Here is a 20,021-nt window from a genome sequence, read left to right on the forward strand (position 1 = left end):
GAGGCTTACATCTTAACTAATGTGCTACATCATCACTTCGAAAAGTTTTTAAAACAGTTCTAAAAAAAATTACGATATCAAAACAAAAAGATTTATTATTTAAATACTCAATATCCAATTGCACTTTTTCTTGAATCGATAACTCATCTCGGCCATTGATCTGTGCCCATCCCGTTAAACCTGGAAGTAATCCGTCTACACCAAATTGCGTCCGCAATGCTATCAAATTTTCCTGATTAAACAATGCTGGACGAGGGCCAATAAAACTCATATCACCACGGAGAATACTCCACAACTGTGGCAATTCATCTAGGCTTGATTTCCGTAAAAAAGAGCCAATTGGAGTCAAACACTTTTCTGGATCTGGTAACAAATGCGTTGCCACTTCTATAGTATCAATCTGCATCGTCCGAAATTTTGGCATTCTAAAAAGCTTATTTCCCTGTCCAACCCTATCAGACCAATAAATAATTGGTCCTTCAGATGTTAGCTTCACAACAAATCCGATAACCAGCATTGGAATTGATAACGCTATCATAGATATTAATGCAAGAAAAAAATCAAAGACTCGCTTCATACAAAGATTGATTAATATTGATTTGTAAGTCGACCAATCGCCTCTAGAATTGCCAAAATGCTCACCACGTTACCAGTTTTATTATTTTTTATCACATAAAACAATGTGGCACTGGTGCAACTGTAAAATGATAAGGGGGTTTTGAGAGTCTCAATCTAGAATATTCAAACAAGCCCGTATCCTCCCGCGATTCCAACAAACTTATTTTTCTCTATAGCGTTCGGATAGAGTAGTTGGAGAATTTAATAAAACTTCACCTGAAATAGCCGAAGCAAAATAACTTTCCAATTTATCAAATAGCCGATCACGATCAAAATTCTGCTCGTAATATGAGCGCCCATTTCTCGCCATTGCAATTAATTCCTCTGACGAAAAATGCGCCATTTTCTCTACAATTTTTACTAAGTCAGCAGAAGCCCCAGACTCACATGTCATTGCGCCACCAGACTCATCTAGCACTCTACGTGCTTCACCATCAATCATTCCGATAATTGGGCGCCGCGAGGCCAAATAAGCTTGCACCTTTCCAGGAATGGTGCGCGCAAAAATCTCGTTAGTCTTCAATGTTACTAAAAGAGCGTCTGCGCATTCAAAAAATGCGGGCATGGACTCAATTGGGAATCTCCCAACTAGTTGTACAATTTGCTCCAGATTCCGCGTTTTAATTTGCTCTGCAACCCATTCTCGATGGCGTCCGTCTCCTACAATAATCCATCGAATTTGTTTATTGCCCTTTAATGCCTCTGCAGCATCTAAAATGGATGGAAAATCTTGCGCCACTCCGATATTTCCGGCGAATAATATCGTGAAAAATTGGTTATCACGCTTGATAGCATCTTGCTTTGCAGAATTTGCTTGACCAAACACATCCTCCGCCCAACTTGGAAAATATAAAATTTTATCGGGGCGTTCACTTGCCGGACAATAATTGTGCACGGATTCTAAAAATGCACGGGATTGAATTAAAATATAATCACATTTAGAGTAAATCCATGTAACTAATAATCCTACCGTACTTAATATTTTCGATGACTTAACTACACCAACGGCTGATAATGATTCAGGCCATAAATCCAAAACCCATAAAAATACAGGAGCGCGCTTCAAACGACCCATTACAATCGCCGGAATTGCTACTGTTATTGGTGACGTTGCATGTACAAAAATCACATCAAATTTCACCTTTTTTAATTTCCATGCGCCAATAATGGACGCACTTAAAAAAAAGGAAAGGTAATTTAATGCAAGTCTGATTTTACCGTTCCCTCTTAAAACATGTGGAACACGAACAATAGAAACATTGTGATAAGAGTTGAACTGGTCAGGATTTTTCTTAAAATCCGGATGTAAACTACCTTCCGGGTAATTGGGTAGTCCGGTCAAAACTGTCACATCATGTCCGCGCTCGGAGAAATTCATTGCAAGATCATTAATGCGAAAATTTTCGGGCCAAAAATGTTGAGAAACAATTAAAATTCTCATTAAAATACTCTCTACTTTTGATAAAAGCCGTCGTTCTTATTGCTATTTTTTCCACACTACTTGATTTACATAATTTGTATAACTATGAATTATGCGCAAAACTTTCTCCGAAACATTAGGCATGCTGTAATCGGCTATTAACCGTAAATCGCGCTCCCCACCCCGTGATTGATTAGACAAAATGGCGAGTCCCTGCAAAATGCGCTCAACTTCAAGTCCGGTCATCATTACCGCTGCTTCTTCCATACCTTCTGGACGCTCGTGCGCCTCACGAATATTTAGCGCAGGGAAATTTAAAATTGAGGATTCCTCTGTAATTGTGCCGCTGTCAGATAAAACAGCTCTAGAGCATGCCTGTAACTTCACGTAATCCTTAAAACCTAGCGGTTTAAGTAAACGAATTAATGGATGAAACTTAATGCCCTTGGCATCCACCTTCTTTTGCGTACGGGGATGGGTCGAAACAATGATAGGTTCGTTATATGTTTCTGCCACCGCATTCAACGAATTAACTAACTTCATGAAATTGATATCCGAATCGATATTCTCTTCCCTGTGCGCACTTACGACGAAATATTTTCCGTCTGTTAAACCTAAACGATTTAGTACATCGGAGGCATCTATACCCGCCTTGTAATGATGTAATACTTCATACATCGGGCTGCCCGTTTTGATAATTCGGTCAGGTAGCAATCCCTCACGCAATAAATATTCACGTGCAATATCGCTGTAAGTTAAATTAATGTCCGCTGTGTGATCCACAATCTTGCGGTTGGTCTCTTCAGGAACGCGTTGATCAAAACAACGATTCCCAGCTTCCATATGGAAAATAGGGATTTTTCTACGTTTAGCAGGAATCGCAGCTAAACAACTATTGGTATCACCCAAGATGAGCAAGGCATCTGGTTGCTCGTCCGCTAAGACGCTATCCACAGCAATAATTATCTTACCGATAGTTTCTGCCGCGTTGGCACCTGCGGCATTTAAAAAGTGGTCTGGCTTACGAACTTCTAGGTCTTGAAAAAAAATCTCATTTAATTCGTAATCGTAGTTTTGTCCGGTATGTGCAATTACATGATCACAATATTCATCCAGTTTCGCCATCACTCGAGACAAACGAATAATTTCTGGTCGCGTTCCAACGACCGTCATTACTTTCAATTTTTTCATAATTAAACCTTGTACGTAATCGTATCTGGATGCTGGCGATCAAATATCTCATTCGCCCATAACATGACAATCATTTCTTCATCACCAATATTGGTAATATCGTGCGACCAACCAGGAATTGTCTCAACCACCTCGGGTGAGTTTGCACTGGTGCTATATTCGTGCGTCGCCCCAGTATCAACATGACGGAAACGGAAACGCGCTTCGCCCTTAATGACCAAGAACTTTTCAGTTTTCGTATGATGATAATGACCACCTCGAGTAACACCTGGATGCGCAGTAAAGTATGAAAACTGGCCCGAGTCATGTGTTTTCAACATTTCGACAAAAACGCCTCTCGGATCCTCATGCTTAGTTAAAGCATAAGAAAACCGTTCAGGTGTAAAGTAGGTAATGAAGGTTGAATATAGCGCACGCGTCAATCCATTTCCCACTGGTTCCGTTACAAGCGACTTCCGACTATCCTTGAATGTCTGTAATCGTTGCGCCAAATCGCCAACCGTAATGCGGTAAGTCGGCCGAACTTCCTGGTATTCTTCACTTGATGGCCGTTGATCCATAACGCGCAAGAAATCAGCGATGACATCATCGACATACACCAATTGAATCTCGGCTGAAGGATCATTGATTTGAATTGGTAAATCGTGAGCAATATTGTGACAAAACGTTGCTACAGCAGAATTGTAGTTTGGCCGACACCACTTACCAAATACGTTAGGCAGACGGTAAATATAAGTTGCCACACTTGTTGCGACGGTTAATTCACGCAGAGCAACTTCTGCCAATCGTTTGCTTGTACCGTAAAGGTTATCGCGCTCTGCCTGAATAGAAGACGTGTAAACAATTGGCACTGAACGGCCACTGGCTCGAACCGCATTACACAAAGCAAGAGTTAAGTCCGCATTCCCCTCCTTGAACTCCACTTCCGTTTCTGGACGATTAATCCCGGCAAGGTGGAAAATGAAATCCGCCTCGGCTACTTTCTCGACCAGCGATGACAAAGAATCTGGCCTCTGGAAAGTGAGAGTCTCAACGTCGGCTCGCTCTCGTAGGTGTGCCAACAAATTTTTACCGATGAAGCCATTGGCTCCCGTCACTAACACTTTCATTACGTTATCCCTCGGCTACCGCATTCTCGCCACGAACTATGGCACGAATAAAGTCAAGTTTCTGAAGTAATCCCTCCATACCGGCCACATCCAGGCGTTCTGTATTATGGGAGTTGTAGTCCTCGCAGTTAGAGATTTTTTGCTCGCCCTGCTCTACGAATTTGCCATAATTCAAATCCCTCAAATCTGGGGGAACGCGGAAATATCCACCACGATCCTCTGCTGCAGCCATTTCCTCGCGGCTTAACAGGGTTTCATATAGCTTTTCGCCATGTCGTGTCCCAATAATATTCACTTGGTGCTCAGGTTTTTTCATTACTGACAATAATGCATTCACCAAGGTTTCTACTGTAGCCGCTGGCGCCTTCTGAACAAAAATATCTCCGTTCGCACCATGCTCGAAAGCGTACAACACCAGATCAACCGCATCTTCCAATGTCATCATAAAGCGCGTCATCGCCGGATCCGTGATAGTAATCGGCTGCCCGGATCGGATTTGATCTACAAATAACGGAATTACTGAACCACGTGATGCCATCACGTTTCCATAACGCGTTCCACAAATTACCGTTTTCGCATCATCCACATTACGCGATTTCGCCACCATAACTTTTTCCATCATTGCTTTGGAAATACCCATGGCGTTAATAGGATAAGCCGCTTTGTCAGTACTTAGGCACACTACGCGGCGAACACCGTTTTGAATTGCAGCCTCCAACAAATTATCTGTACCGATAATATTAGTTTTCACTGCCTCCATTGGATGAAATTCGCAAGAAGGAACTTGCTTCAAAGCTGCCGCATGAAAAATGAAATCAACACTACGAGTTGCATTCAACACACTGGAATAATCACGCACATCACCGATATAAAATTTCAGCTTAGGGCTGTTATATCGCTTACGCATGTCATCCTGCTTTTTTTCATCCCGACTGAAAATACGAATTTCGGCGATATCTGTATTCAAAAAACGTTTTAAAACAGCATTGCCGAAGGAACCAGTTCCTCCAGTTATAAGTAAAATTTTATTTTTAAACATTGAAAATTATTCCTATTAATACATTCAAAAATCAAACTATTATTATCACAATGGTTTTTTAAACTTCAATTTAAAAACCCTGGCGACATAAGCCTTTATCAACACAATGCGAGATTTGACAATAACCAAAGCAGAGCGACGCTTCCTTGGAGTGACATTCAATTGATGAATTCGATGTTGGAGTGTTGCTATATTTAAATTATTCACTACACCAAATGTATTTGCTATTAAAGCCATCCAAATGTCATGAGATTCTGTTTTCGCTGGAATTGGTAAACATAGTTCTAAAAGTTCTTTTTTGAAAACAAAAGTACATCCGTAATATGGCATTTTCCCTAAAAATATTTTTAACACTCTCGATAATTTAGATTTATTTTCAGGTTTTAATTTTCGAAATTCGCCAATATGTTTATCAAATTCATCTATAAGATCAAAATTACTTGCCACTAGAAGCACAGACACATCACTTGTTAAGGATAGTAGCATTTTATCAACTCTGCCAGGCAACCATATATCATCTTGATCAGAAAGAAAAATATAATCACCTGTCGCATAGGAGAGAGCTTTGGCAAAATTATTTACATGGCCAAGCCTGACTTTATTTATATGTATAGAAATTCTATTGTCTTTATAAGATTCAATTAGAGAAATAGTTTCATCCTCTGATGCATCATCACAAATAATTATTTCATCCATTGGTCCGATTTGATCTAATATTGAAGCCAATTGGCGCTCAATATAACTTGAACCGTTAAAAGTAGCAATACAAACACTAATCATAATAATTTTAAATAAAAATTAAATTGCTTATTCTTTTGAATGACATATTTCACTTGGGAGCACATTTTCATAAAGTAGCTTCATCAAATCAATTTTATTGCATATAGGCAGTATATTTTATATACTATGTCATGGTATTACATGGTTCCACATTAAAATTTGATAATTTTCGAGCTGATTTCCGACGAATATTAATGATTAATGGCCATAAGAGTTGAAGGCTCATTCCAGTAAAAGCAATCATATTATCGAAAATAGAAAATACAATTAAAGTATTAAGCAAAGCTAAGGCTGGAACAGAGTAAGCAGATTTTCTTATTGCTAGCAAATACCCAATAATAAATAAAGAAAAAAACGAAAACATAAAAATTGGCCCAAACCATCCAAGATAAGCATATGATCTGGCAAATAATCCTGAAGCATTAAGACTAGGTGATATTTGAATAATAGGTATTCTATCGTCAATATTTGCCAATGAGAAAATACGCTTGGAAATAAAATCTGGAGTCATTTCTGACGTCACAAATTCCATAGCACTCCCATTTATTTTTGTCGAGTCACTCAGAGTCTTTTCAAAATTAGCTAGTGGAGATGTCAAATATATATATGTCCAAAAGTATGATTTCGGAACTTCGGAGTCAGAAAATTCTGGCGTAGGTTGCCCTATTTCCTCAATGCCTCCCGCTCCTGAACGGATGTTCCCTAATAAGCCAAATCCATACAATACTGTTAAAGCGATAACTAGAGCAATCGAAGTTCGTTTCAACCCTAATTTCCCACGCTTAATAATTAGAACAAATGCAAATGTAACCAATGTAATCAAAACTGCGCCACGATTAACAATTAATATATCGAATACAATTGGCACAATTGCTTCGAAAAGATAACGCGATTTATGCGAGTATAAATAATCAGCAAATCGAATAGTCGCAAAAGCACCTGAAAATGTTATAATCGCAACATGCAATGTTGGAATTCCAAATGTAAGATAGCTATATTCGTAGCGATTTATCACCATCCACAATGGTACTACGCCGGTGTAAGCTATATCTATAATTAATAAAAATAACAATAAGGGAAATATCCACTTGGGCAACCTTCCTGGATTGTAATTTTTAATATTTTTAATATTTCTTGAAAATATTAAAGAAAGTGTAAAGGAAAGAAAAAATGTAAATGCGAAAAACATCAAAATATCTAATGACAAACCTGGATAAATACTAGACCAACCCAGTTGGTATGTCACTATCACAAAAAAAAATATACCTATGTATATAATAAAAGGGTTTTTCATAATTTATTTTTTCCCAATTTCCCAATACATCCATCAACCAATCCTCGCATTCCATATCTAAGAGATTTCAAGGGAAATTTATCTGAAAAAATGGAAGAAAATATTCCATTAAGAATAGTTTTGAATAAATAAATTCTTTGAGAAATCATTAATGGCTCATGGAAAATTTGATATATTGAGTTTCTCAATTGATAATATCTTCTTATTGGACTATAAGAACTCAGAGAAAATTTAGAAATTTTTGTTATTTTTTCTGATAACTCATGAACCATGTGCGCTTTAGTAGTACCCAACACAACATAATTATGTCGTATTGCATTCCAGCACCAATTCGTGTCCACTAAATCTATGAATAACCGATTGTCGAATTTCATATTTTTTGACCAAATACCGACGTCCAAAAGGCATCCAGATGTAATCACATGAGACACAGGTTGAGTTTCTTTTTTTTCTTCGCCATACCATTTTTTTATTTGAAAATTTGAAAATTTGATAAATGGCATATAAACAATATCATTTCCTCGCATATCAACAATTTGAGGACCAATTGCAACAGCTTTACAATCGGTATTTTTATATTCTACAAGTTCATTTAATAAAGTAGTAATCATTCCTTTTTCAGGAGCGCTATCTTGATCAAACGATACGGCAAATCGATAATCTCCTTCATTTGCAACGCCACAACCTATATTTAGCGCTGTAGCAACGCCTAGATTTTCATCGTTGCAAACCACATTTAATTTATCACTACCAGCTTTAAGTGATTTTATGTCTTCATTACTTAAGCCGCCATTATTAATTATAATTATCAATTCAACTTCAGAATCAATTGCACGTATTAAATTCAACAAACAATTGCAATCAGGGTTAAAACATATAATGATAGCTGCGACAGAGTTCATAAAAAATTGCTTATTAAAAGTGAGATATTAATTGAGAAAATTTAATTGCGGGCCTTAGTCAGAAAAATAAATTTACTCAAATTTAATTTCAATATAATTTTCATTACTAAACCAAGAAAAGTATAATAATTATTAAACAATATATACAACTCTATGTTCTAAAATTTAGTAAATTTAATTTAATAAAATTCAAAACAGATTATGTACATTTTATTAAGTTAGTTTATTTAGGGTTTTCTTGGCCATCACCAATAAACACACAAGATCCCCCCCCACTCTAATAGTCCAAACAATTGCAGCACCAAGAATTCCGAATGTGTGCAAGAAAAAATACAGTAATGGAATATAAATCAATAATTCCAATGCATGTAATCGCGCCGTTATTTGTGCATTCCCTGTTGCCTGAATTGCCGCAAATGGGATAAATGCAATTCCATTAAAGAGAATCCCTACGCTCATGATGCTAACAATCGCCCATGATTTTTGTGCAAAATCCTTACCCAACCAAATAGATAATCCCCAATACGACCCCAGAGCAATAATTAGGCAAATAGGTGCTAAAATTCCAGCAACCACCTTCATAGAGTTGTAATAAACTTTTTTGGCCTCTGCAGAATCAACCATTAATTTTGAGGCTAAACGCGGAAATAATGCACCACTTAGCGCTGCAGGTATGATCAATACGCGCATCAAAACTTCTGATGGAACTGTGTAATAAGCCACTGCACTTGCTCCCAATACTGCAGATATTACAAAGCGATCAGCAGTTACCATCAATGGACTAATGATATTGGAAACAGTCATCCAAACGCCAAAAGAAAGTAGTCCTTTTATATCTTTGGCGCTTGCTTTTTTCTGCCACCAATTATTTGATAATTTTTTATTAACAAGTGCAATATGTGCAAAAGTAACTATTAGTCGTGCCGCTACCAAACTAACAACCATCCAGGCTAATGATGGACCCAATAGCATTACACTTAGTGCTGGCAAACCGAAATTTGCGGCACCTAATAAAACCCTTAAGAGGTTGATATCCTTAAAATCTTCATAAGCCTCTAAAACCCCTCTCAAACCAGTGGTAACCGTCGTCAGGGGAATCCCGAAAGCAGCAATCAAAAGACAGCGCACAGTATCGGCTTGCAATGATTCGCTAACTTTTAGCCAACTATGTCCAAGTGGCGAAGCGAAAATTGCCAGTATAAAACCGCCGAGTATTCCTGTGATCGCAGTGAAAATTAAGCCAGACTTAACTAATTCTGGCACCCTACCTTGATCATCGGACACCAGACAGGATGCTACTTTTTGTGTTAATGCGCGCCCTAATCCAAAATCGAACAAACTAAAGTAGCCAATAAGTGCCCAAACAAGCGTAAGAATACCAAAGGCCTCTACCCCAATATGCTTAATCAAATAGGGGATTGTTATTACACCAAGCAAAAATGGTAATCCACTACCTACTAAATTCCAGACTGTATTACGCTTTAAAGACATTAGACATTATCTCGCTTGAGACATTCATGAAGGCTACGCTCCCAACTATTAACGGGCGCGCTTAATAAGGCTTCTAATTTCGCAGTATTTAGTTGTGAATTAGCAGGTCTAGGTGCTGGTACCGGGTAATCCGACGTGCCGATTGACAGAACAGTAGGGGCATTTTTTTTCAAATGTCCATCAGTTGCAGCTTCAATAAAAATCTGCCGGGCAAATCGGCACCAAGTTGTATATCCAGAATTGACCAGGTTATAAACACCAGCGATTGCCGATAAGCGAGAAGCTGCATCGTCGTGATTTGATGATGTGATTAACTGCTCTTTAATCAACTGTGCGGTCGTATCAGCAATCCAGCCCGACCATGTCGGCGAGCCCCACTGATCATCAACTACTTTCAACTCATCGCGCTCATTTCCCAGTCTCAGCATAGTCAGCAAAAAATTCTTGCCATACGTGGAGTACACCCAGCTGGTACGCAAAATCAAATGCGCGCAACCACTGGCGATAATGGCTTGCTCTCCGGCTAATTTTGTTTTGCCATATACGTTGATTGGATTCGGAACATCATCTTCCGTGTATGGTTCGAATGCCCCTTGTGAGTCTCGCTTGGTGCCATCAAACACATAATCCGTGCTGTAATGAATCATCGCCGCGCCAATTTTCCTGGCTTCTTCTGCCATGACTCCTGGCGCAATACCGTTAACCAGCATTGCCAACTCAGGCTCGCTTTCAGCCTTGTCAACTGCTGTATATGCGGCTGGATTGATGATCAGATTCGGTTTAACTGTCCGAATCACATCGCGCACTTGATCCAAGTTGGACAAATCCATCTGACTACGGTCAACCGCAATAATTTCGCCGAGACCTTGTAAGCTGCGTTCAAGTTCATAACCAACCTGACCGGTCTTACCTGTTACCAGAATCCTCATGCAAAAACCTCGGCATCGGCCAATAATTTACCGATTTGATCTTTACCAGAAAGTAATGGCTCGCCGGTTATCGGCCATTGAATACCGACGGCGGGATCATTCCATAAAATCGAGCGCTCGAATTCCGGTGCCCAATAGTCTGTCGTTTTATATAAAAACTCTGCATTATCGCTAGTAACCACAAAGCCATGCGCGAAGCCTGGCGGTACCCATAATTGGCGCTTATTCTCAGCCGACAACACGACACCGACCCAATGACCAAAAGTTGGCGAGCTTTTACGAATATCCACCGCAACATCAAATACCTCACCCGCGACCACACGCACTAACTTACCTTGTGGTTGCTGAATTTGATAATGCAAACCACGCAAAACATTTTTTGCTGATTTGGAGTGGTTATCCTGAACAAAATTTGCAGTAACGCCCGTCAATTCGAGGAAGCGACGTTCGTTGAAACTCTCGTAAAAAAAACCTCTGTCATCACCAAATACTTTTGGCTCAATGATGACAACATCTGGTATTGCTGTAGTTTGAATTTGCATAATTAATAAACCTTTTCGGTCAGTAAGCGCAGTAGGTATTGCCCATATCCGTTTTTCTTTAACGGCTGTGCCAAGGCTTCAAGCTGAGCTGCTGTGATATAGCCCCGACGGAAGGCGATTTCTTCTGGACATGCTACTTTCAATCCCTGGCGATTCTCTATGGTTGCGATAAATTGGCCTGCTTCCAATAGCGACTCATGTGTGCCGGTATCTAGCCATGCCATCCCACGGCCCATTAATTCAACGTTGAGTCGATTATTTGCCAGGTAAGCGCGATTGACATCAGTGATTTCTAACTCGCCGCGTGGAGATGGTTTGATGCTGGCGGCAATATCACAAACCTGTTGATCATAGAAATACAAACCTGTGACGGCATAATTTGATTTTGGTTGTAGCGGTTTTTCTTCTATGCTGACAGCGCGGCGGTTGTTATCGAATTCGACCACGCCGTAACGCTCCGGGTCATGTACATGATAGGCAAACACGGTTGAGCCCTCAGTACGCGCAGACGCGGCACGGAGTTGGCTCTCAAAATCGTGGCCGTAGTAGATATTGTCACCAAGGATCAATGCTGACGGTGCATCACCGACAAATTCACGGCCGATAATAAATGCCTGTGCCAATCCGTCGGGTGTTGGTTGCACCGCATATGTTAGTTGAATACCCCATTGACTACCGTCACCTAACAACTCTTTGAAGCGCGGCGTATCCTGCGGCGTCGAAATGATCAAAATTTCGCGGATGCCCGCCAACATCAAGGTCGTCAGCGGGTAATAAATCATTGGCTTATCGTAGACTGGCAGTAACTGCTTGGATACTGCCATCGTGACCGGATATAAGCGCGTTCCGGAGCCGCCGGCGAGAATAATACCTTTACGATTTTGTACAGTGGTCATTTTGCAACTCCCGCTGTCGTTTGACGCTCCTGATAATTTTTTGCTACCCATTTCAAATAGTCGCCAGATTGCACATCACTGACCCAGTCCTGATGATCCAAATACCACTGTACCGTTTTGCGGATGCCAGTCTCGAAAGTTTCTGCTGGTTTCCAGCCTAATTCGCGCTCAATCTTGCGTGCATCAATCGCATAGCGCCTGTCGTGGCCTGGGCGATCTGTAACGTAAGTGATCTGATCGCGATAACTACCTGCTGCTTTAGGATCAAGCTTGTCCAAAATGTCGCACAGTACATGCACCACGTCGAGATTAGCTTTTTCATTCCAGCCACCGACGTTGTAAACTTCTCCCGGTTGACCGGCTTCCAGCACACGGCGAATAGCCGCACAGTGATCACTCACATAAAGCCAGTCGCGCACTTGTTGACCGTCCCCATAAATCGGTAATGGCTTGCCTGCGCGGGCGTTAGTGATAATCAGCGGAATTAACTTTTCTGGGAAATGATACGGACCATAATTGTTAGAGCAATTGGTGGTTAATGTCGGTAAGCCGTAAGTGTGATGATACGAGCGTACTAAATGATCCGAGGCAGCTTTAGATGCCGAATAAGGGCTGTTAGGTGCATATTGCGTGGTTTCAGTAAATGGCGCATCGTTTGCGCCTAGCGTGCCGTACACTTCATCAGTAGAAACGTGCAGAAAACGAAATGCCGCTTGTTCCGCCGCGGGTAAAGCGGTCCAATGCGCACGCACAGCCTCAAGCAGGCCGAAGGTACCATTAACGTTAGTTTCAATAAATGCGGCTGGACCGTGAATCGAGCGGTCAACATGACTTTCCGCTGCAAAATGCACGATGGCGCGCGGTTTATGTTCTGCGAGCAATGCCGCAACATGTTCGGTGTCACCAATATCGCCCTGTACGAAAATATGGCGCGGGTCTTGGTTAATAGTTGCCAGATTATTCATGTTTCCCGCGTAGGTTAACTTATCGAAATTAACCACTGGCTCGTCGTTTTGTGCCAGCCAGTCAAGTACAAAATTCGAACCTATAAAACCTGCACCGCCAGTAACAAAAATCATTTTATTATCCTAATACGATTGCGTAGAAAGCAGCCCTTTTGAACATACAGAAAGGGCGCAATAAAGCGCATATAGTGAATACATGTTAGCAAGCCGGGATTATCCACCATTGCAGATAAAAAAGAGTTATTAAATAGGCACTAATCGAAACATTGACACATCCCGTTACAAACAAATCGCCAATAAATACCTAATTTACAAATACTTGTATGTAAATTCCAACTCCTTAACAGGTGCCCGCGACTCGTGGCACCTGAGCCCGGCGCACAGGAATAAATTATGTGAAACGACGCATAATTTAGAACCGGAGAAAATATAAATTTTATTCGAATGTTTTGGAAATAATTTATCCTCTTCTATCTCACAGATTTAAGCGCGTACCCGCGGAAAACGCTATCTTCATGCCGAAATATTCACGTAACAACAATCCAGATAGGTAAGGCGCAAGTCGCCAGCCGGGATAAAATCGATGCATTCGATAATATGCTGATGAAGCGCATCAATAACTCCGACCCTATGACCTCCACGCCCTCCAATCTTTATGCCATCGGTGACTTACAAGGTTGCCATAGCAGCCTCGTCGCATTATTAGAACGTATAGAGAGCATTACGCCGAATGCCCAATTGATTTTTGTGGGGGATCTGGTCAATCGAGGCCCCTCGTCGCTGGCAACGTTAAGATTGATTCGCTCTCTCGGCGCTAGAGCGCAGGCAATATTGGGCAATCACGACTTGCACTTGCTGGCAGCCGCTCATGGCATACGCAAACTGCATCGCAGCGATACATTGGATCCGATACTCAATGCTCCCGACCGCGATGAATTGCTGGAATGGCTGCGGTATCAGCCATTGGCGCTACTGCAAGATCAACATTTGTTTGTACACGCAGGTGTGTTGCCGCAATGGTCTGGCAGCAAAACTTTCGCATTGGCGCAAGAAGTTGAAGCCAAGCTGCGAAGCACAGACTGGTTAGATTTTTTGGGGGAAATGTACGGAAATCAGCCCGCGATGTGGAATGATGCGCTAACGGGCAATGCGCGTTTGCGCTGCATCGTCAATGCATTGACCCGCATACGGTTTTGCACTGAAGCTGGCGAAATGGAATTCGCTGCCAAAGAAAGTGCCGGCTCCGCTTTACCCGGCTATTTGCCATGGTTCGATGCGCCACAGCGACAAAGTAACGATGTCACTGTGGTGTTCGGTCACTGGTCAACCCTCGGCCTGACTTTACGTCCCAATCTGATCGGTTTGGATACCGGCTGCGTGTGGGGTGGAAAATTAACCGCAATACGCTTAGCTGATCGCGCCGTGCTTCAGGTCGATTGCCCTCAAGCGCAAAAGCCGGGTAAATAATTTACAGTGCTTCTTTCGTTTGTCCAAGCGCCGCAGCAATCGACGCATGGGCCATCGTCGCCAGTTCTCGTCTATGCTTAGACGTGCTTGTCAGCGGTGTTAATTGAATCAACTCGGCCTGCATCGCTGGTGCTTTCAATATCGTGACCATACTTTGCGCGAACGTCATATCACCAATAAAATCTGCGGCGGGATGCAAGCTGCCATCGGCATTCAGATAACGTACAGCATATGGTTGAATCTGCGCCTGCGCATCAATTGCCGCCTCGAATAAATTCGCATGGAAAGGCAATACACCGCCTTGCGCGGCAGTCGTCCCTTCAGGAAAAAAAGCCACTCGCTCTCCTGCCTGAATGCTGTGCACCAATCCCTGAAATATCCGCCGCACATCGCTTTGCTTGCCACGCGCAATAAAAATTGTCCCGGATTTATCGCACAACCATCCAATTAATGGCCAGCTACGAATATCCGATTTGGCGACAAAACGACACGATTGCACTGAGTTGATCACAAATATATCCAGCCATGACACATGATTGGCAACGATCAAAGCATGTGATGCCGCCGCCAACTGAGCAGGATTATGGAGCTGCACGCTGACTCTGCAAATGTCCAATAATTTGATCGACCAACGACGAATAAGCCGCCCTCGCCCTGCTGTACCGATGAAAGGAAAAATGAAAGCACAGGTCGATAAACCAGCGATCAAATGCAATATCACGCGCAGCAAACGACAGAACAAAACAAAACGCATACTCTTCATGCTTATTGAGCGCTACGCACGTACGCAATATGGCCGGCAACGATAGTGGCCTGTACCTGGCCAGTCAATTCGTAACCAAGAAACGGCGTGTGTTTACCTTGACTTGCCAAAACCTTGGCATCGACCTTCCAGCGCACCGCAGGATCAAAGACGCAAACATCGGCTACACTGCCAATCGCCAGCTGCCCTGCGGACAAACCTGCAACTTGCGCTGCATCAGTGGTCACTTTTGCCAAAGCACGACTCAGCGCATGCTTGCTGTTGTCAACGTTTTCATCGGCCCATTTCAGCGCCAATGACAATAGCAATTCCAATCCGGTTGCTCCAGGTGTTGCTTCACCAAACGGCAACAGCTTTTCATCATCATCGACTGGTGTATGGTCCGAACAAATCGCATCTATCGTCCCATCCAATAAGCCTTGACGGATCGCATCACGATCCCGTTGCGCACGGAACGGTGGCGTCATGCGCGCATTGGAATCGAAGAAGCCAATATCGACTTCCGTCATATGAATATGATGTGCGCCGACATCGCAGGTAATCGGCAAGCCTTCTTTTTTAGCAGCACGAATAAGTTCAATTCCCGCTGCGGATGAAATGCGGCAAATATGCACGCGTGCGCCAGTAGAACGCACCAATTCAAAAATGGTGTAGAGACGTATGGTTTCGGCCATCACTGGCACCCCAGACAATCCTAAGCGCGACGCCACCGCACCACTGTTGGCAATCCCGCCATCTGCCAAATACGGATCTTGTGGTCGTAACCACACGGCGTAATTAAACGTCTGTGCATACTGCATCGCACGCAGCAAAACCCGTATATCCAAAATCGGTTCTTCTGCCTGAGAAAAAGCGATGCAACCAGCTTCCGTCAGCTCGGCCATTTCTGTCAGCGCTTCTCCCTTCAAGCCCACAGTCAACGCCCCCAATGGATAGACATGCGCCTGGTTTAAAGACTTGGCCCTATGCTTCAGCATTTCCACCAAACCCGGCTCGTCCAACACCGGATCGGTATCCGGTGGGCATACCAAACTGGTGACGCCACCTTGCATCGCGGCTTGCATTTCAGATTCCAGCGTAGCCTTATGTTCATACCCTGGCTCTCGCAAACGCGCACTTAAATCAACCAAGCCTGGCGCGACGATCAAACCATTCGCATCGAAAACTTTATCCGCTTCAAAATCTTCGGGCGCTTGTCCAATGCCGACTACTTTTCCAGACGAAATAAAGAGATCTTGTTGTGCGTCGATACCGTTTGCGGGATCAATCAAATGACCATTTTTAATATGCAATTTCATCTTAATTCCCCGCCAAAATACTCATTACCGCCATCCTCACCGCAATCCCGAATGTCACTTGCGGTAAAATCACCGCCTGTCCACCATCAGCAACAGCAGAATCAATTTCGACACCACGATTCATTGGCCCCGGATGCATCACAATCGCATCAGGTTTTGCCAACGCCAAACGTTCTTGAGTCAGGCCATAATTCTTGAAGAATTCTTGTGACGATGGCAGCAACGCGCCCGTCATCCTTTCATTTTGCAGACGCAGCATGATGATGACATCGACACCTTTCAAGCCTTCATTCATATCGGTAAACACACGCACACCCATTTGCTCCAAACCACTCGGCAGCAAAGTGCGCGGGCCGATCACGCGCACTTCCGGCACGCCCAAAGTGGTCAGAGCATGAATGTCAGAACGCGCTACACGACTGTGCAATATATCGCCAACGATCGCCACTGTCAGATTGGTGAAGTCTTTTTTATAGTGACGGATGGTGTACATGTCCAGCAAGCCTTGCGTCGGATGCGCATGACGCCCGTCGCCGGCGTTGACCACATGGACATGTCCTTGCTTGGTATCGATCAAATGTTTGGCAATCAGATACGGTGCACCAGATTGCGAGTGGCGGACCACGAACATATCTGCATGCATCGCCGACAAATTGTCGATCGTATCCAATAATGACTCGCCCTTGCTGGCAGAGGATGCGGAGATATTCAGATTAATCACATCGGCCGATAAACGCTTGGCAGCAATTTCAAACGTGGTGCGGGTGCGGGTCGAGTTTTCAAAAAATAAATTGAAGACGCTTTTTCCACGCATCAACGGCACTTTTTTTACATCTCTGTCACTGATGCCTACAAACGATGATGCGGTATCAAGAATGTTTGTGATCACAGCCGGCGGCAATCCTTCGATCGTCAACAGATGTTGCAATTCGCCGTTTTTATTTAGTTGAGGATTAAGCATGGATTATTTATGGTCGTCAGTATGCAAAGTCAATGAAAGTGTGCCGTCATCAGCACGATGAAGTTCCAGCGATTCGCCAGTTTTAAGAGTTACTGTATCGGCGAAAAAATCAGCCGCAATCGGCAATTCCCTACCACCACGATCAACCAAGGCAGCCAACATGATTTTGTGCGGGCGGCCATAATCAAACAGTTCATTAATCGCCGCACGTGTAGTACGCCCGGTATAAAGCACATCATCGACCAGCAAAATCGTCGCGCCATCCACATCGAAAGAAATCTGCGTTGGCTTGATGTCCGTACGCAATCCCTTTTGAGCAAAATCATCGCGATAAAAAGAGACGTCGATAAAGCCCAGACGGCCACTATTTTCCAACTTCAGTGCTTTCATCAGACGTTCGGCAAGCCAGGCACCGCCGGAATAAATTCCGACAATGGCAACGTTATCCGCATGCGTCAGGCCAGCTTTGACTTGCGCTTCCAACACTTGATACAGTGCTTCGGCATCGAGTTTTTTATTTGTCATGTTCTATATTTCTTAAAGTAAGTAAGCCGGCATAAATATTTATGCTCGCTTGCTTAGGTCTACAGATCATTAAAGTATTGCTGCAAGATGATGGCCGCAGCCTGATCATCAATCATTTCACCGCGCTGATGTGTAATCACCGCTGAAGAGTAACGCTCATCCACCAATACCGTGTCGACTCCGTAACGTCCTTGCAATTGATTCGCAAAACGGCGGCAACGTACACTCATTTCGTGATCCGCTCCATCGGGATGCAAGGGCAAACCAACGATACAGCGTGCCGGTTGCCACTCCTTGATCAGCAGCGCAATTTCTGCAAACTTCGCATCGTTACTCACGGCGCTGATAATCGTTAAAGGCTGCGCTTGCCTGAGCAAGGTATTTCCGACGGCAACGCCAACGCGTTTCAGCCCAAAATCGAAGCCTAGTATGGTTTCCATTGCATTCAAATCACAAACTCCCTGGGCTTACGCACGTCCAGATCCTGCCGATAACAGATACGGATCGATCCCCAACAATTTTATTGCGGCCGCAAATCGCTCCGCAATCGGCATTCCGAAAATGATCTCCGGATCGGCCGCAACAGTTAACCAATCATTACGTGCAATTTCATTTTCCAGTTGTCCCGGTGTCCAGCTCGAACAGCCTATGCTGACCAACATCCGCTCCGGGCCAATTGCATGTGCAACCTCTTCCAACACATCTTTGGAAAAAGTAATTGCGACTTGATCGCTCACTTTTACGGTGGAAGAGTAGGCAGTAGGTGGTGAATGCAAAACAAACCCGCGCTCGGCTTGTACCGGCCCACCAAACATGACCGGACGCTTGGTCAGAGGCAGTGTAATTTTGTCACCCTTATCGGCGCTGGCATTTGCACTCGTCATGCGTTCCATTAACGGCGATATCTGTGGCGACACAACGTCATCCGAAATCAGTTTCAGATCTATCCGCTCCAACAAGATGTCCATCGTCATATCGGTGGCTTTATTGATCACCACCCCCATAGCACCATCGGCATTATGCTCACAAAGAAACACGACCGACCCGCCAAATATGGGGTCTTGCATTGCTGGCATCGCTATCAGGAAGTGATTGCTCAAATCCATCTGCAAAGGTTCGGAAAATTTAAGGGCTGCCGTCTCGGAATCGGACGGGGATACGGGAGAGGAAACGCTCTTTTTTGTCTGTTGCTTAGTCATCCCGCCATTTTATCAGTTTTGAAATTAAGGCTGACGCAAAACAGGACTGACGATTGCATTTTGTATTCATATTAAAAATGCAAGCAGAAGAGCAATGAATGACAACTGAAATGACAGCATTAGCGCGCACGCCATGACAATTCAATTTGGCGCGTATTCTCGTTACATCACTCTAGCGTGTAGACGAAGGTATAAGTATGCGTTTTATCCGGTGCAATAATGATATCCATCTTGCCGGCAAGCCCCTTCAATTCGCCGGTCCCGGAGTCTGGAACAACGGTAACGGATAGCTCTGGAACGCCTCGAGTCATTGTGCCGCTGTGCTGCAGCACAAAGCTGCCTTCACGTCCGCCCAGCTTCCCGGTAACGCGCTCCAGCGCTACGTAACCCGCAGAGCCTTTGACCTCCGATTGCACGGCCATCATCTCGCCCTTGCTGGTGGCATCAAGTTCGCCATGAAACTGCTTGTCTATTGTCATGCGACCAACATGAGAAGCCGCCGCCACATCGCTATCCGGCTTCTGCGGCGCCAGCGTCACCTCAAATGTACCGCTGGCGTGTTGCGTCATGCCCGCTATATCCATTGTTCAAGTTCCCCCTGAAGAAGAATTTTTACAACGCCACCTCTTAGT

General features: G+C 43.4%; 21 protein-coding genes. 1 reads left to right on the forward strand and 20 read right to left on the reverse strand.

The window, feature by feature from the left end; translation table 11 throughout:
* Nucleotides 1-16: 16 nt before the first annotated feature.
* The 13 genes from GEV47_RS11650 to rfbB form a co-directional block, all read right to left on the reverse strand.
* The gene (locus GEV47_RS11650) at nucleotides 17-577 is read right to left on the reverse strand and encodes a sugar transferase (RefSeq protein ID WP_153234947.1); all 561 of its coding nucleotides are present in this window, start codon (nucleotides 575-577) and stop codon (nucleotides 17-19) included.
* Nucleotides 578-778: 201 nt separating this feature from the next.
* Complete coding sequence (locus GEV47_RS11655; protein WP_153234948.1) at nucleotides 779-2,059, reverse strand: glycosyltransferase family 4 protein; 1,281 nt, start codon at nucleotides 2,057-2,059, stop codon at nucleotides 779-781.
* Between the two features lie 42 nt (nucleotides 2,060-2,101).
* A complete protein-coding gene (wecB, locus tag GEV47_RS11660; protein WP_153234949.1) occupies nucleotides 2,102-3,229 on the reverse strand; it encodes a non-hydrolyzing UDP-N-acetylglucosamine 2-epimerase in 1,128 nt (375 codons plus the stop codon).
* A 2-nt stretch (nucleotides 3,230-3,231) separates the two neighbouring features.
* A complete protein-coding gene (wbjC, locus tag GEV47_RS11665) occupies nucleotides 3,232-4,338 on the reverse strand; it encodes a UDP-2-acetamido-2,6-beta-L-arabino-hexul-4-ose reductase (protein ID WP_153234950.1) in 1,107 nt (368 codons plus the stop codon).
* 4 nt (nucleotides 4,339-4,342) lie between these two features.
* The gene (locus GEV47_RS11670) at nucleotides 4,343-5,377 is read right to left on the reverse strand and encodes a polysaccharide biosynthesis protein (protein WP_153234951.1); all 1,035 of its coding nucleotides are present in this window, start codon (nucleotides 5,375-5,377) and stop codon (nucleotides 4,343-4,345) included.
* Between the two features lie 45 nt (nucleotides 5,378-5,422).
* Nucleotides 5,423-6,157 carry a glycosyltransferase family 2 protein gene (locus GEV47_RS11675; RefSeq protein WP_153234952.1) on the reverse strand — a complete coding sequence of 245 codons (735 nt, stop codon included), beginning with the start codon at nucleotides 6,155-6,157 and terminating at the stop codon, nucleotides 5,423-5,425.
* Between the two features lie 124 nt (nucleotides 6,158-6,281).
* Complete coding sequence (locus GEV47_RS11680) at nucleotides 6,282-7,451, reverse strand: hypothetical protein (RefSeq protein ID WP_153234953.1); 1,170 nt, start codon at nucleotides 7,449-7,451, stop codon at nucleotides 6,282-6,284.
* Nucleotides 7,448-8,353, reverse strand: a complete 906-nt coding sequence (locus GEV47_RS11685) for a glycosyltransferase family 2 protein (RefSeq protein ID WP_153234954.1) — start codon at nucleotides 8,351-8,353, stop codon at nucleotides 7,448-7,450. The genes GEV47_RS11680 and GEV47_RS11685 overlap by 4 nt, the downstream gene beginning before the upstream one ends.
* A gap of 213 nt (nucleotides 8,354-8,566) precedes the next feature.
* Nucleotides 8,567-9,844 (reverse strand): flippase, encoded by a 1,278-nt coding sequence (locus tag GEV47_RS11690; RefSeq protein ID WP_153234955.1) that lies wholly within the window; start codon nucleotides 9,842-9,844, stop codon nucleotides 8,567-8,569.
* Nucleotides 9,844-10,773 (reverse strand): dTDP-4-dehydrorhamnose reductase, encoded by a 930-nt coding sequence (rfbD, locus tag GEV47_RS11695; protein ID WP_153234956.1) that lies wholly within the window; start codon nucleotides 10,771-10,773, stop codon nucleotides 9,844-9,846. The genes GEV47_RS11690 and rfbD overlap by 1 nt, the downstream gene beginning before the upstream one ends.
* On the reverse strand, nucleotides 10,770-11,315 hold the full coding sequence (rfbC, locus tag GEV47_RS11700; RefSeq protein ID WP_153234957.1) for a dTDP-4-dehydrorhamnose 3,5-epimerase: 546 nt from the start codon (nucleotides 11,313-11,315) through the stop codon (nucleotides 10,770-10,772). Before rfbC ends, rfbD begins: the two co-directional genes overlap by 4 nt.
* Nucleotides 11,316-11,317: 2 nt before the next feature.
* Complete coding sequence (gene rfbA / locus GEV47_RS11705) at nucleotides 11,318-12,211, reverse strand: glucose-1-phosphate thymidylyltransferase RfbA (RefSeq protein ID WP_153234958.1); 894 nt, start codon at nucleotides 12,209-12,211, stop codon at nucleotides 11,318-11,320.
* Nucleotides 12,208-13,290 carry a dTDP-glucose 4,6-dehydratase gene (rfbB, locus tag GEV47_RS11710; protein ID WP_153234959.1) on the reverse strand — a complete coding sequence of 361 codons (1,083 nt, stop codon included), beginning with the start codon at nucleotides 13,288-13,290 and terminating at the stop codon, nucleotides 12,208-12,210. Before rfbB ends, rfbA begins: the two co-directional genes overlap by 4 nt.
* Nucleotides 13,291-13,779: 489 nt before the next feature.
* Between rfbB and GEV47_RS11715 the strand changes: the two genes are divergently transcribed.
* Nucleotides 13,780-14,643, forward strand: a complete 864-nt coding sequence (locus tag GEV47_RS11715; RefSeq protein ID WP_228124679.1) for a symmetrical bis(5'-nucleosyl)-tetraphosphatase — start codon at nucleotides 13,780-13,782, stop codon at nucleotides 14,641-14,643.
* A 1-nt stretch (nucleotide 14,644) separates the two neighbouring features.
* Here GEV47_RS11715 and GEV47_RS11720 read toward each other — a convergent pair whose 3' ends face one another.
* From GEV47_RS11720 to GEV47_RS11750, 7 genes are all read right to left on the reverse strand, one after another.
* Nucleotides 14,645-15,397, reverse strand: a complete 753-nt coding sequence (locus GEV47_RS11720; protein ID WP_153234960.1) for a lysophospholipid acyltransferase family protein — start codon at nucleotides 15,395-15,397, stop codon at nucleotides 14,645-14,647.
* A gap of 11 nt (nucleotides 15,398-15,408) precedes the next feature.
* Nucleotides 15,409-16,704 carry a dihydroorotase gene (locus GEV47_RS11725; RefSeq protein WP_153234961.1) on the reverse strand — a complete coding sequence of 432 codons (1,296 nt, stop codon included), beginning with the start codon at nucleotides 16,702-16,704 and terminating at the stop codon, nucleotides 15,409-15,411.
* Nucleotide 16,705: 1 nt separating this feature from the next.
* A complete protein-coding gene (locus tag GEV47_RS11730) occupies nucleotides 16,706-17,665 on the reverse strand; it encodes an aspartate carbamoyltransferase catalytic subunit (RefSeq protein WP_153234962.1) in 960 nt (319 codons plus the stop codon).
* A 3-nt stretch (nucleotides 17,666-17,668) separates the two neighbouring features.
* The gene (gene pyrR, locus GEV47_RS11735) at nucleotides 17,669-18,190 is read right to left on the reverse strand and encodes a bifunctional pyr operon transcriptional regulator/uracil phosphoribosyltransferase PyrR (protein ID WP_153234963.1); all 522 of its coding nucleotides are present in this window, start codon (nucleotides 18,188-18,190) and stop codon (nucleotides 17,669-17,671) included.
* Between the two features lie 59 nt (nucleotides 18,191-18,249).
* Nucleotides 18,250-18,630 (reverse strand): Holliday junction resolvase RuvX, encoded by a 381-nt coding sequence (gene ruvX, locus GEV47_RS11740; RefSeq protein WP_153234964.1) that lies wholly within the window; start codon nucleotides 18,628-18,630, stop codon nucleotides 18,250-18,252.
* Nucleotides 18,631-18,657: 27 nt separating this feature from the next.
* A complete protein-coding gene (locus GEV47_RS11745; protein WP_228124680.1) occupies nucleotides 18,658-19,296 on the reverse strand; it encodes a YqgE/AlgH family protein in 639 nt (212 codons plus the stop codon).
* 260 nt (nucleotides 19,297-19,556) lie between these two features.
* Entirely contained in the window at nucleotides 19,557-19,958 is a 402-nt protein-coding gene (locus GEV47_RS11750; RefSeq protein WP_153235062.1) for a DUF3224 domain-containing protein, read from the reverse strand.
* Nucleotides 19,959-20,021: the final 63 nt, after the last annotated feature.

It is taken from the genome of Glaciimonas soli, from assembly GCF_009497155.1.
Classification (GTDB): domain Bacteria; phylum Pseudomonadota; class Gammaproteobacteria; order Burkholderiales; family Burkholderiaceae_D; genus Glaciimonas; species Glaciimonas soli.

What these genes read in the sequence shown, in the direction of transcription:
- GEV47_RS11725 (WP_153234961.1), bottom strand. Translation starts at nt 16,704, where the DNA reads ATGAAATTGCATATTAAAAATGGTCATTTGATTGATCCCGCAAACGGT.
- ruvX (WP_153234964.1), bottom strand. Translation starts at nt 18,630, where the DNA reads ATGGAAACCATACTAGGCTTCGATTTTGGGCTGAAACGCGTTGGCGTT.
- GEV47_RS11685 (WP_153234954.1), bottom strand. Translation starts at nt 8,353, where the DNA reads ATGAACTCTGTCGCAGCTATCATTATATGTTTTAACCCTGATTGCAAT.
- rfbA (WP_153234958.1), bottom strand. Translation starts at nt 12,211, where the DNA reads ATGACCACTGTACAAAATCGTAAAGGTATTATTCTCGCCGGCGGCTCC.
- GEV47_RS11680 (WP_153234953.1), bottom strand. Translation starts at nt 7,451, where the DNA reads ATGAAAAACCCTTTTATTATATACATAGGTATATTTTTTTTTGTGATA.
- GEV47_RS11650 (WP_153234947.1), bottom strand. Translation starts at nt 577, where the DNA reads ATGAAGCGAGTCTTTGATTTTTTTCTTGCATTAATATCTATGATAGCG.
- GEV47_RS11675 (WP_153234952.1), bottom strand. Translation starts at nt 6,157, where the DNA reads ATGATTAGTGTTTGTATTGCTACTTTTAACGGTTCAAGTTATATTGAG.
- rfbC (WP_153234957.1), bottom strand. Translation starts at nt 11,315, where the DNA reads ATGCAAATTCAAACTACAGCAATACCAGATGTTGTCATCATTGAGCCA.
- GEV47_RS11670 (WP_153234951.1), bottom strand. Translation starts at nt 5,377, where the DNA reads ATGTTTAAAAATAAAATTTTACTTATAACTGGAGGAACTGGTTCCTTC.
- GEV47_RS11720 (WP_153234960.1), bottom strand. Translation starts at nt 15,397, where the DNA reads ATGCGTTTTGTTTTGTTCTGTCGTTTGCTGCGCGTGATATTGCATTTG.
- wecB (WP_153234949.1), bottom strand. Translation starts at nt 3,229, where the DNA reads ATGAAAAAATTGAAAGTAATGACGGTCGTTGGAACGCGACCAGAAATT.
- GEV47_RS11750 (WP_153235062.1), bottom strand. Translation starts at nt 19,958, where the DNA reads ATGACGCAACACGCCAGCGGTACATTTGAGGTGACGCTGGCGCCGCAG.
- GEV47_RS11655 (WP_153234948.1), bottom strand. Translation starts at nt 2,059, where the DNA reads ATGAGAATTTTAATTGTTTCTCAACATTTTTGGCCCGAAAATTTTCGC.
- GEV47_RS11690 (WP_153234955.1), bottom strand. Translation starts at nt 9,844, where the DNA reads ATGTCTTTAAAGCGTAATACAGTCTGGAATTTAGTAGGTAGTGGATTA.
- rfbD (WP_153234956.1), bottom strand. Translation starts at nt 10,773, where the DNA reads ATGAGGATTCTGGTAACAGGTAAGACCGGTCAGGTTGGTTATGAACTT.
- wbjC (WP_153234950.1), bottom strand. Translation starts at nt 4,338, where the DNA reads ATGAAAGTGTTAGTGACGGGAGCCAATGGCTTCATCGGTAAAAATTTG.
- GEV47_RS11730 (WP_153234962.1), bottom strand. Translation starts at nt 17,665, where the DNA reads ATGCTTAATCCTCAACTAAATAAAAACGGCGAATTGCAACATCTGTTG.
- pyrR (WP_153234963.1), bottom strand. Translation starts at nt 18,190, where the DNA reads ATGACAAATAAAAAACTCGATGCCGAAGCACTGTATCAAGTGTTGGAA.
- rfbB (WP_153234959.1), bottom strand. Translation starts at nt 13,290, where the DNA reads ATGATTTTTGTTACTGGCGGTGCAGGTTTTATAGGTTCGAATTTTGTA.
- GEV47_RS11745 (WP_228124680.1), bottom strand. Translation starts at nt 19,296, where the DNA reads ATGGATTTGAGCAATCACTTCCTGATAGCGATGCCAGCAATGCAAGAC.
- GEV47_RS11715 (WP_228124679.1), top strand. Translation starts at nt 13,780, where the DNA reads ATGAAGCGCATCAATAACTCCGACCCTATGACCTCCACGCCCTCCAAT.